Genomic DNA, 12037 nt, shown 5'->3' on the forward strand with positions numbered 1-12037 from the left:
CGGGTAAAAGGTCCTTGATACGCTCCCATTGGTCGTCTCGTAATATTTCCCGTTCCATTTCTGATCCCTCCTGGGGACCAGTTTAACGCAACTCAACGATTGAGAACAGGCCCTAGAGGGTTTGGAGTTCTTGAAATGAGCGGGATACTGACGGTCATCCTCCCTGAATGCCAAATTGATTCGTCACTTGGGAAGGGACCATTGGGTGCAGGAATCTCAGGAGGTGTTTGAACGGTTTAAATCGGGTTCCTCCGTGTCACTGATTCCTCATATCGGCAATGTTCTGGCTGAGATTCTGTTCAACGAGGGGATGGAACGGGAGGCAAAGGAAATTCTTGGCCATTTGCCGCAGGATATTCCGGGGAGGGATGCCGTGGATGCGGCGATCCTGTGCCGCCGTTTGAAAAAGCCTGAGTCGGCGGAACCATTCAGACCCCTCCCCGTACTAAAAATTATTGAAAGAAAAAAGGGGTCTGGGGATTGCCCCCAGGGTTTTGATTTTGTTTTTTTCGCGCCATTTCACCCGAAGCAAGATTCCCTCGTGGTTTTTGCGGGAATCTTGCGCAGGCGCACGCCTTGGTCCCGATCTTTTCGCGGTTTTTGCGAAAAGATCGGGACGCCTTGCAGGTTTTCATGCCTTTCAACTTGCAAGGTGTTTGCCCTTCTTCGTAAAAAGCGCGAAGAAGGACAGGCCAAGGGGCGCGTCTTACGCGAATTTCCGCAAAAAACGCGGAAATTCGCTTCGGGTGAAATGGCGCGTAAAAAACAAAATCAAAAACAAAAACAAAACCCTGGGGGCAATCCCCCAGACCCCTTTTTTCTTTCAATAGTCCCGAATCCAGAGAGGGATCTGAATGGTTACATGGGGCCTTAGCCACCCTTTCCGAAATCATCCAAAAGTGCGTGTGCCATTTGCACCCGGTATTTCTGGATGGCCTCGCCGCAATGTTCCGATCGGATGGCCGTGGCCTGGTGGTCTTCCAGTTGCTGGTTGAATACCGGCCTGTCGTTGCCAATCCGATAGGACTCCAGCAGGTTGTTCAAGGCTTGCACCAGTGCAACCATGTCCCCTGGATGATAGGAGCGGACAAAATCACGAAGAAAGCCGAACTTGTCGAGCGTAAAGGAACGTCTGGCCGTCATGGCTGCCAGACATTCCTCCAGAAGATGGGGACAACGGGTCCAGATCTGGCTTCGGGCATAACTCATCCCCAGGGTCAGATCAGCGCCGGTCAAAAGGTTTTTCAACGCCTCATGGATGCTTTCCGCCACGGAAACACGCAGGCGTAACAGATGAATGTGACGTTCGATCGCCACTTCGGGGATGGACATGACGGTTGAATCGTCACCAAAGACCACCTTGCATTGAAGCCCTTGGGCCTCCATGCGACCGATGAGGTCCCGTTCGTCATCCGCCGTGATTCCCTCCAGAGGAAGAGATGGTTCACACGCAGCCCGATCTTCCATGGTCGGCGTGAACAGGGGCGAGACCAGAAGGTCCACTTCGTATTCCTCCCGGTGTTTCAGCACCCCCGGCTTCAGACCAAGAAGCGGATCTTCCACATTCAGGTGTGTCGAGATGGCGCTGGCACTACGCGCCGAAAGATAACGGTCGCGAACCAGTTGTCCATGAATGATGCGGGCCAGTTGTTCGTTCACGTGTTCTTCCCCAAGGAGTGGTCCGGGGGGGCCGGTCCGGAAATGCCGTTCCTTCTTCCGGACAAGCCCCCCACGACATCGATCAGATGGCCTCTTCGCGCCACAGCACATCGCAGCAGAGGGTGTGTGGTTGACCGTCAAGATTGATCGTCACCGACAGGGTCGTGACTGTTTGCAGGCTGGCGATGGAACGATAGGGCTGTGACAGGTGGACCTTGCCTGGATCGCGCATGGAATCCTGAAAGCCGGAACGGTGGGCCACCGTCGCCCCCCGAAGATCCTGGATTGGCTTGAACCGCTTGTCGTGCTTGTCTTCTTCGCCTGGAGGATAAACGCTCTCCTGGTTCTGAACACCCCTGCCGTCCAGAAGATAGACCCGGAGGACCCGATTCAGGCCAAGGAGCGGTTGGGCCGCGGTTTCCAGGGGAACGCCGTCCGCCAGCGACCAGGCGCATTCCTGGAATTCTCCCGAGAAGGTTCCCATTTCCAGGGTATTGTTCTTCATATCCTGGAAATATCTTTTCTCCGCCTTTTCCACCAGGGCCTGGAAGCTGCCTGGGGTATCGCCGGGGCTCCAGCGAACCGGGCGGACGACATGGTCGCCCCAATATTTTCCCTGGCAGAAATCGGCCTCGACCCGACGCGCCAGGAAGGCCTCGTCCTCGTTCTCGATCTTTTCCATCAACACCAGCGCTCCCGAGGCGTGAATGAGGGAGACCAGTTTGTTCAACATCCGCTTTGCTTTTTTCGAGCGTGCAGCATTTTCGATGGCGGAACGTTGCAGTTTGACGACATCGGGGTTGTACTGCCACAAACGATCCAGATTGGCTGCGGCGCCGTTGAAATCGTCGAACAGCACCAGACACCCCAGATCACGGATTTCCTTGACCTGGGACTTGAACACCGCTTCGTTCTCACCCGGATGCTCCCGGATCATCACCACCACCTGGCTGGTCGGCAGCCCGTTCTTGCGCAAAACATCGTGAAAGAATCCAATATCGGGTTCCTTCCTTCCCACCATGGCCTTCGGCTGAATGTTGATGAACAGCCACCGGTCATCGATCCTCGCCGACATGAAATTCTTGACATGCAGAATCAACCGCATGCGGTCCATCTGCAAGGCATCGTCCGGATTGGTCAGTTCATCGAAGATCTCGGCGCTGGGGATGATCCGACCCGCATCATCCCGTCCCTGAAAAAACGCCTCGAACCCTACCTGACGTTGATGAACGAAACTGAAAATTCGTTGAAAACCCGATCCAACCTTCCTGTCCCTGTAACGAGCGAAAAAAACGCCACCCTCTTCGTGGATGGACTTTTCCAACACATCAAGACTTTTGCCACCGTACAAGCCCGTTCCTGCGGTCATTGATCTTCTCCTTTGTTTCCCGGAATCACCCGTTCGCCGAACATTGATCCATCGGATGCCGCCTGTCATGAACCCTTGGGAGATTCAAGAATCCCTGACCGAAGGAGGACACCCCTCCGGCCTGGAATCGTCGAAGTTTCTCCCGTGATTCACTCCGAGGCGCTCCGATTGCGATGGCAGCCGTCATGCAGCCCCTTTTTGTTTGGAGCGTTGCTCCTCCCATTCCGCCTCGCGGTCGATGTTGGTGATGCCGGCCAGTTCCTGAAGCAGACGCCAGTTGTCCAAACGATCCTGTTGGGACGCGAGAATGACATCGCTGGGTTTACCGTCCTTGCCAAAATGTTTGGAAAAACGACCTTCGGTTCGGGCAAAGGTGAGGAAATTGACCACCTCCTCGCCATCCTTGGTCTTGCGGGTGTGCCAGTCCTTCTTGACCGAGGGATTTCCCTGAAGTGACAGCCGGGATGCCAGTGTCGGACCGCCTTCCGGATTGTACACGAACACTGGAAAGGCCCGCGACTCGACGGCAAGGATTCCCTGTTGGCAGGAGACGTCGTCGGCAACCTGATGTTCGGGTTGACAGGTGGTGTAAATGTTAATCAGGGCAGGACCTTGATAACGAAGCGCCTGTTCCACCCCCTTGTAAAAATGATTGATCATCGGTCCAACGGTTTGGACGACGAAGACGTTGGGATGCATCATGGCAATGTTGCCCAGTTCCTTGCGCCGTTCGAGTTTGCCCCGCACGACCGATCCATGCACCGACATCTTGGCATCCTGGCCGATGAAGGTGGCAGTCGATGTCTGCCCACCGGTGTTGGAGTAGACCTGGGTATCGACGCAGACTGCCTTGATATTCATCCCCGAGGCCAGCATGCGTGACAGGGATTGAAAGCCGATGTCCAACATCGAACCGTCACCGCCCAGGGCCAGAACGACGTGGTCCTTCCGCCCGATCTGATCCCAATGGGCGCGGATGCCCATGGCGACGGTGGCACAGTTTTCGAAAAGCGAGTTGACCCAGGGAACCCGAAACGGATTGTACGGATAGGTCGAGCCGTAGACGGTATTGCATCCGGTATTGGCAGTGATGCCAAACTTGTTGCCGTAGACTTCCTGGGTGATCGCCAACAGTTGCCGCAACGCCGATGTCTCGCCACATCCCATGCAGGACCCGGCGCCACCGACATACTGGTTGGCGCTGTCCTTGAGCATGATGTCCACTTTGAGCTTGGGATTGATGTATTCGCTCGGGGTTTCTGGGGTTTTCTTGAAATAATCCCAGATGGAAAAATAATCGGGAAGGTTGTCCCGGGTTTTCTTGATCATTTTCAGGGCTTTGTGGTCACCACACGCCGTGACGCACTCGCCACAGCCCTTGCACTTGGTCGGATCGACGAAAATGCCAAACCAGCCCCCCTCGGTGCCACTGCCATCCGAGGATTTTTTCTTTTCGTAGGTTTTCCAGAATTTGGTGGTTTGAGCGAATTGTCGCCGCACCAGACCGCGGTTTTCCTCGGTATCGACGACACGAAGGCTGTCGTCCAGTTTGCTGCCCGGAACGACAAGACCCCAGATCGACGAGTCGGGGCAGTTCTGCACGCATTCCATGCAGGCGACGCAGCTTTCGGCGTCGAATTCGGGCAGGTCGGGGGCAATATAGGCAAAGTCCCGATAGGAACCGGTGCCTGCCGGTACCGCCGAGACACCGACAAAGGCATCGGCAGGCTGGCCGGAACCACTGCCTGAATTGTAGGCATTGATGATTTCCCGGGCCCGCTTGTTGTCGTACCACTGCGGGGTCGGTTCAAGGTAAATTTTCGCGCGTTGACTCATGACATCCTCCAGACTTGGTTTCCGGAACGAATCCTAAAGAGACCAAGATGATGATTAAATGAAGAAGGCGTTGACGTCCTTGCCCTTGGCATCCCACTCCACCTTGCCCTCGGCGAGGATTTCCGGAGGGGTCGCATCCATGATGGCCCGGGTGACTTCCATGACCCGATCATAGCCGCGTTGGGCTGCCTGAAGGTTGTCCTCGACCACCTTCTGGCCACGCTTGCCGAAATATTTCGTCAGCGGTTTGCGGACTTTTTCGAACAGATCTTCCTTGCTCAAACCCGCATTCTGCCGGAACGGCGTGACCCGGAGGAAAACCCCCAGAAGGACAATCCCCTGGAACCGTTGGATCAGGGAGGGGTCCGAACGGCACGATTCCCGGGCGATTTCGATGGTATCGACGCCATAGAAGTGAATGTTGTTTTCGCGGATGAAATATTTGGCGTAGGGGGGCAACGAATCCCACAACGCTTCGGGGGTCAGTTCGTCGGTATGTTGAAACACGATGCCGTTGTTCTGCATCCCGACCAGGGGATTGCCCATGAACCAGGTCGTCGGGTCCATCAGTGGGACAAATTCCACCTGTTGAAGTTCGCAGTGGGTCAATATTTTTCCGACAGGGGTTACCGTCAGATAGGTGTTGGTTGGCAGCCCTTTCTTTTCGGAGCCGTATTTGGGCGCTGCCTGGACCTTGAAATTGAACAAATCGCCCAACATCGTGGCGATGATCTTGTTGGTGGTGATGGTACCATAACCACCCACCGAATGGGCGCGCACGGAAAAAGAGCCGGCAGGACGAACGTCGGGTTCCTCGGTGACCTCCAGGGCGGTCGGATGATCGATGGCGAGGGTGAAAAACCGTTTCCTGCGCCCATCTTCATTCACCATGTTGCGCACCACCGAGATGATGTGTCCCGGCGTGGTATCCCTGGATCCGAGCCCGGCGGCACCGGAACAGACGTAGGGAATCGAGTCCACTTTTTCGAATCCATCGATTCCCATGACCGCCTTGGCCAGGGAGGCCTCGACATCGGTGGTCAGGGGGTTGTCAACCATGGTGGGAATGTCGCAGCGTTCGATCACGGAGACCGCTTTGCAATTCTTGATCGCGGCGACCAGTTCCGCCGCCGGAAAGGGACGGTAGCTGACAATGTTGACCACTCCGAGGCGAATGCCCAGTTTGTCGCGGACCACATCGATGGCCGATGTCGCCGTTTCCGACAGGGTGCCCATGGCGATGATCGCGTATTCCGCGTCTTCCATCCGGATGCACTCGATCAGATCATACCGCCGCCCCGTCAGGCGATAAAATTCGTCCATGCTTTGTTTGAGGATGCCGGGAAGCTTGTCGTAGAAAAAGCGCTGGCCGATCTTTCCCTGCATGTAGGAATCCTGGTTTTGCACCACGCCGACCTGAAGGGGAAAGTCGGTGTCGAAGACCCGACGCATCATGACCCGGGGGTCACCCAGGTAGTCCCGTACCAGCTCATCCTCGGGAAAGTTCAGGTTTTCGATGGTGTGGGTGCCAAGAAAACCATCCTGGACGTTCATGAAGGGAATGAAGGAGCGTTCGGAGGCGTGACGCGAAATCAGACACAGGTCGGCATTGGCCTGGACGCAGTTGCCGAACAGAATGCCCCATCCACAATCGGAAACCCCCATCACATCGTCATGCCCCGCATGGACGTTGAGCGATTGAGAGGTCAGCGCCCGGGCGCCGACGTTGAGAACCTGGGGAAGTTTCTTGCCGGAGATGGTATAGAGCACCTCCTTCATGAGGATCAGGCCCTGACCCGAAGTGAAGTTGGTCACCCGGCCACCTGCCAGGGCAAACCCTTCGCAGGCTGAAGCGGAAGAGTGTTCCGATTCAAGTTCCATCCAGGCGATCGGTTGACCCCAGACGTTCTTGAAGCCATTGGCCACGGCAACCTGATAGTGTTGCCCCATGATGGTCGAGGATGTGATGGGATAAGCGGCCGCTCCATCCGTCGCTCTTGTTTCGACATAGGCAATCGCGTCGGAACCGTCTCCGGTTCCGGGAATGCCCGGATAGGGAAAGGCCTGTGGTTGTTCAGCATTCAGCGTGGCCATCCGTCTTGCCCTCCGTGGGTAGGTTGAATTGTATGGATAACTGAATTCTCAGTGAAATCGGGAACTCGATTCCGCACCGGCGTTCTCGGGCATTCCCATGGGGAATTCCGTCGGGATCCGAAAGAAAGGTTTCGCCATGTGTATATCATGGACCGTGAAAGAGCACAAAGATTCGTCGATCGCTCAATCACGTTTTTGGATCGCGCGATGATGCTTCCGGCCTGTTTCCTGATTGAAGGTTTCTGGCGATGCGCCCGGTTTGAATGGGGAGGACAAACCTTTTTTCCACTCGATACCGGGCGATCATCTGGGACTGGGCCGTCTTGATCCGCAGGGCGGGAAAGGGGCTTTCAAGGGACTCTGCGGACCCGGGTCATGGGAATCCTGCCGAAGTTTCCTTGAAGGAAAAATTGTGGCCAGGTCTGTTGCCGTGCCAGCTTGACATCCAGGTCACACAGGGGGTAGAGCCGCGATTCGTGATGCTCGTTCTTTTCCATCATCCACAACTGGTCGGGGCGCATGAAGTTCTGATCGAGAAGATTGGATTTGTGGGTTGTGGCCACCATCTGCGCCCCATTGGTATTTCGCTGGGGATCGTTGAACAGGTCGAGAAGAAACCGGGACAGTCGGTAATGGAAGCCGATTTCCATTTCGTCGATCATGACGACGAAGCCGTTATCGATGACATCCTTGATGCATCCGGCCATGGCGAAGACCCGATTGGTTCCCTGGGATTCCATGCCGGCGCTGAAGGAAACCGAATCGCCGGACTTGGGCATGGTGCGGACAATTTTCAGTTCCCTTCCCTGGAAATCAAGCCCGAGTTTGGCCAAGGCATCGGTATCGCTGGCCTTGATGGCATTGACCAGGGCGGATTTTTTCTCATGGCTGGTGGTGACCCGACCAACCAGGTCGATCAGGTCCAACTGGACATCGGCTGACAATCGTTCCGATTTTTCCAGTTGCAGGGTATCGATTCCCGGATCGACCACCTGGAGAAGTTTAAGGATCCAGACCATTCGTTCCGTGTCACGGGACAGTTCGAGCGCCTTGTCATGAGGGACCTCTTGAATGACCGGCATGACCCGCAATTTGTCCTTGAACCAGTTGTAGACCGCCAGGACATCCTCCCACTGATCCCTCGAATCCTTGGTGAAATGCCCCTGGCAGACATGCGTCAGGGCCAGCCAGTCCTCGGGGACATGCTGTATGGCCAATTGGATTCCCTTGAGTCCCTTGACCGTCACATGATAACTGTTGGTCTCAGGCTCGTACACCCGCCGGAAGCCATCGGGCTGACCACGACGGTTTCCCTGGATCGAGAGCCATTCTTCCCAGACCAGGGTGCGATCCGCCTTGAACCCATAACGGCACAGGTTTCCACGGGCAACGATGGCAACCTCGAACATGCTGGGGCGGCGATTGGATTCCGGATCCAGCAGAAATGGCGTGATGGCCAGGTTTTTCTCGACCGGTTTGCGGTTGGAGTTGAGGACCATGTCACGCATGAATTGCGCCGCCTGGACCATCTGGCTTTTGCCCGAAGCATTGAAACCATAGATCAGCGCCGAGCTGGCCACCTTCCGTGGATGGTGTTTCAGACCCGTGGTCAACAGATTGGTGGCGAGACGTTTATTCTGCGTTGCCGCCATTTCCAAACGTTGGGGCTCGTTGAAAGAGCCAAAGTTGCCTATCGTGAATTCAATCAGCATTGCACTCACCCCCACTCGATTCAAATGCAAGGTCCATGGATTGTCTATTTATTTAAAATGAAACCGGAAAGGGATTCGCGATCATATCGGTGACGAGAACGACCGAAGAATACCTGTGTGCGATCCGGGAGTCACCAAAAAAAACAAAACATTGAAAAGATGTCCTTTTCTCTCCGATCCAGGCATTCCAATCGACCGGATGGCCGCACACGGGAATAGATTTTTTTACCGTTCGGCGTATTGTTTCATGGAGATTCGATGGACCATGAAACACAAATAAATATTGTATTTCATAGTGGAACAACAAAAGCGAACGCCTGTTTGGGATCGAATTCGGGGACGGGAAGGTCAAAACAGTCTGCGTCCTTCCATGGCCTGAAACAAGGTCGATTCATCCAGGTATTCCAGTTCTCCCCCCATGGGAAGACCGTAGGCCAGACGTGTGACCCTGGTGGCGAAGGGTTGGGCCAATTGGGCGACATAGTGGGCGGTTGCCTCTCCCTCGACCGTGGGATTGGTGGCGATGACGACCTCTTCGATGCCTCCGGCCTGAAGGCGGATTTTCAGGCTTTCCATCCGCAGTTGAAGCGGGCCGATGCCGTGAAGCGGATTGAGACGACCGCCAAGGACATGGTATCGCCCACGATAGATCCCTGCCTTTTCGATGGCCAGGAGGTCGGCAGGTTCTTCGACGATGCACAGCATCGATGTCCTGCGCTCGGGATCCATGCAGATCCAACAGTGTTCCCCCTCGGCAAGGTTGTGACATTGAACGCAAAGACCGACCCGGTCGCGCAATGATTCGAGGGCGTCGATCAATTGCGTGATCTCCACGCCTTCGCGCCGCAGAAGGAAATGAATCATCCTTTGAGCGCTTTTCCTGCCGATACCTGGAAAACGGGAGAAAAGGGATATGGCCTTTTCTACCGAGGGGAGACCTTTCATGAGAGAAATCCCGAAAAAATGGGGTCATGCGCATGGAAAGGAAAGGGGGTTCAACGGATCAAAAGGGCAGATTGAGTCCTCCGGGAAGGTTGAGTCCTCCGGTCAACCGGGACAAACTTTCACGGGTCAGTTCCTGGACTTTTTTCTGGGCATCGTTGAAGGCCGCGGCGATGATGTCTTCCAGCAGTTCCACGTCTTCCTTGTTGACCACTTCAGGATCGATGCGCACCTTGCGGACTTCCTGTTTGCCGTCCATGGTGATCTCGACCATGCCGCCGCCAGCCTGGCCAACGACGGTGGTTTCGGCCAGTTTTTCTTGAATCTTGGCCATTTCCCCCTGCATTTTCTGGGCTTGTTTCAGGATGTTTCCCAAGTTTTTCAATGGAGTTCTCCATAAGGTTGATGATTGTGTCCGTTTGCCGGAGGGGTGATCGAGATGACCTCGGCGTTGAACCGGGTACGCAGAGCGAGCACGCCGGGATGTCTGCCGATTTCCTTTTCCAATTGACTGGCTGATTCCTCCTGTTCCCTGAGATGTCGCTCCTGCAAGGTTTCGGGTCGATCCTGGGAAGCGGAAGAATGGACGATGACTTTGACTTTTTGTTGAAAGTTCTGATCCAGAAATTCTGAAATCGAATCGCCGATGGATTCTGGTGTTCCGAAACAGTCGTTGATCAATTGGAGTTCGATAATTCCGGAACGTTCCCCGGCGGGAGGCTGATAGCGAAGGCAGGCCAGTTGGGCGCCGAGTTTCATGGCCAGGGGGGGGTGCGTGGTGCGCGCATGGGCGATCAGTTGCGCCCAATTGTCCGGGAAGCGGTCGTTTTTGACTGGGAATGGCCTGGAGGCGGAAAGGAGCGGCGCTGCTTGCGAAGAATCGGGACGGTGGAGTGATGGGTTGACTGGAGGTGTTGGTGGCGCATTGCTTCCTCCCTGGGCCTGGCTGTTGCCCAGAACCCGAATCAACTTGTCGAGGTCCGGGACCGGGGCCAGATAACACACGCGCAGCATGAGCATTTCCATGGCATGCCATGGATGCGCGGTCTGGCGCAGTTCATTCCCCCCCTTGTTCAATACCATGTAGACCATTTGCAGGTGTTCCAGGGAAACCGGGGACAAAAATGCGGAATCGGGATTGGACGTATCGGGAAGTTTGTCCCGGGCGACCTTGATGCGGACTTCGGCATGCACTCTTGTCAGAAGGTCGCGGACGACGCTTTCGGGTTCCACGCCCATTCGATGAATGTCGGACAGGGTTTCCAGAAGGTTCTTTCCGTCTCCGGAGAGGATCTGTTTCAGGAGGGTCAGGATGGTTTCATTCTGGGTCAAGCCCAGGAGTTGACGGACGGTTTCATGGGCAACGACGCCATTGCCATGAGAAATGACCTGATCCAGCAAGGACAGGGAATCGCGGACCGAGCCTTCGGCGGCCTGGGCGACCAGACGCAACGCATTGCTTTCGAATTGGATTCCTTCGTGAAGGAGAATGCGCTCCATATGATCGGCGAGCATTTCCTCCGGGACCCGTTTGAGTTCATATCGTTGGCACCGACTGAGTATGGTGGCGGGGAGTTTGCGCAGTTCGGTGGTGGCAAAAAGAAATTTGACATGTTCCGGGGGTTCCTCAAGCGTTTTCAGCAGCGCATTGAACGAGGGAACGGAAAGCATGTGGACTTCATCGAGGATGAAGATGCGAAAGCGGGAGCGTGACGGGGCATAGGCGACCATGTCGAGCAATTCGCGCATCTGTTCGACCTTGGTACGGGATGCGGCGTCGATCTCCAGGACGTCGGGATGGTTGCCGGCGATGATTTCGGTACAGGATCCGCATTGACCGCAGGGGGTGGAGGTGGTTCCCTTTTCGCAATTGAGGCAGAGGGCGAGAAGTCGGGCAAGCGTGGTTTTTCCGGTACCGCGAATGCCTGAAAAAAGAAAGGCATGGGATAGACGACCGCTGTCGAGGGCATTGACGAGGGCGCGCGTCACATGATTTTGCCCAATCAACGTGTCGAAGGAGCGGGGGCGCCAGCGTCTGGCAAGGACGACATAATTGGACATGGGATTAAGGGCGGCTCCGGTCAGGTTGAATACGGCACACTCAAGATCTCATTACCGCTGCTACCTTCCGGTCCTGACGGGGTTCATGAGGTTGCGTTGCGTAAGACCTGACCATCGACGCCGCCCGCGCAATCGGATTTTGGGGGTTGGCTCGGATTGCATCCGGGGGCTCCCTGGAGGACCCCGAAGTGTTTCAAGTCATCGTGTTCTCGACCATGGCGGAGGGAGAGGGATTCGAACCCTCGGTACCCTTGTGGAGTACACACGCTTTCCAGGCGTGCACCTTCAACCGCTCGGCCATCCCTCCATGGTGCAAATGTTCTTCCAAGGTTTTCTTCTCAAGCAGGTGGCATCCCGGGGACTT

Annotated in this window: 9 protein-coding genes, 1 tRNA gene and 1 other RNA gene; 1 reads left to right on the forward strand and 10 read right to left on the reverse strand. The window is 55.5% G+C overall.

Annotated features, from left to right (window positions below):
• The first annotated feature begins 223 nt into the window (after positions 1 to 223).
• A complete protein-coding gene (locus HQL76_06410; protein MBF0108791.1) occupies positions 224 to 874 on the forward strand; it encodes a hypothetical protein in 651 nt (216 codons plus the stop codon).
• Here HQL76_06410 and HQL76_06415 read toward each other — a convergent pair.
• The 10 genes from HQL76_06415 to HQL76_06460 all read right to left on the reverse strand — a co-directional run bounded on the left by HQL76_06415 (position 871) and on the right by HQL76_06460 (position 11980).
• Positions 871 to 1659, reverse strand: a complete 789-nt coding sequence (locus tag HQL76_06415; GenBank protein ID MBF0108792.1) for a hypothetical protein — start codon at positions 1657 to 1659, stop codon at positions 871 to 873. The two genes, HQL76_06410 and HQL76_06415, sit on opposite strands and share 4 nt — an antisense overlap.
• Positions 1660 to 1741: 82 nt before the next feature.
• Positions 1742 to 3028: an EAL domain-containing protein gene (locus tag HQL76_06420; GenBank protein MBF0108793.1), complete on the reverse strand. Its 1287-nt coding sequence runs from the start codon at positions 3026 to 3028 to the stop codon at positions 1742 to 1744.
• 183 nt (positions 3029 to 3211) lie between these two features.
• A complete protein-coding gene (locus HQL76_06425) occupies positions 3212 to 4864 on the reverse strand; it encodes a thiamine pyrophosphate-binding protein (GenBank protein ID MBF0108794.1) in 1653 nt (550 codons plus the stop codon).
• A 54-nt stretch (positions 4865 to 4918) separates the two neighbouring features.
• Positions 4919 to 6958, reverse strand: a complete 2040-nt coding sequence (locus tag HQL76_06430; protein ID MBF0108795.1) for a 2-oxoacid:acceptor oxidoreductase family protein — start codon at positions 6956 to 6958, stop codon at positions 4919 to 4921.
• A gap of 350 nt (positions 6959 to 7308) precedes the next feature.
• Entirely contained in the window at positions 7309 to 8670 is a 1362-nt protein-coding gene (locus HQL76_06435; protein ID MBF0108796.1) for an AAA family ATPase, read from the reverse strand.
• 348 nt (positions 8671 to 9018) lie between these two features.
• Positions 9019 to 9615, reverse strand: a complete 597-nt coding sequence (gene recR / locus HQL76_06440) for a recombination protein RecR (GenBank protein MBF0108797.1) — start codon at positions 9613 to 9615, stop codon at positions 9019 to 9021.
• Positions 9616 to 9673: 58 nt separating this feature from the next.
• Positions 9674 to 9997 carry a YbaB/EbfC family nucleoid-associated protein gene (locus HQL76_06445; protein ID MBF0108798.1) on the reverse strand — a complete coding sequence of 108 codons (324 nt, stop codon included), beginning with the start codon at positions 9995 to 9997 and terminating at the stop codon, positions 9674 to 9676.
• On the reverse strand, positions 9994 to 11673 hold the full coding sequence (gene dnaX / locus HQL76_06450; protein MBF0108799.1) for a DNA polymerase III subunit gamma/tau: 1680 nt from the start codon (positions 11671 to 11673) through the stop codon (positions 9994 to 9996). The genes HQL76_06445 and dnaX overlap by 4 nt, the downstream gene beginning before the upstream one ends.
• Before the next feature lie 15 nt (positions 11674 to 11688).
• Positions 11689 to 11786: signal recognition particle sRNA small type (gene ffs, locus HQL76_06455), an RNA gene on the reverse strand.
• A 103-nt stretch (positions 11787 to 11889) separates the two neighbouring features.
• Positions 11890 to 11980, reverse strand: a tRNA-Ser gene (locus tag HQL76_06460).
• Positions 11981 to 12037 lie beyond the last annotated feature (57 nt).

This window comes from Magnetococcales bacterium, assembly GCA_015228815.1.
GTDB lineage: Bacteria > Pseudomonadota > Magnetococcia > Magnetococcales > UBA8363 > UBA8363.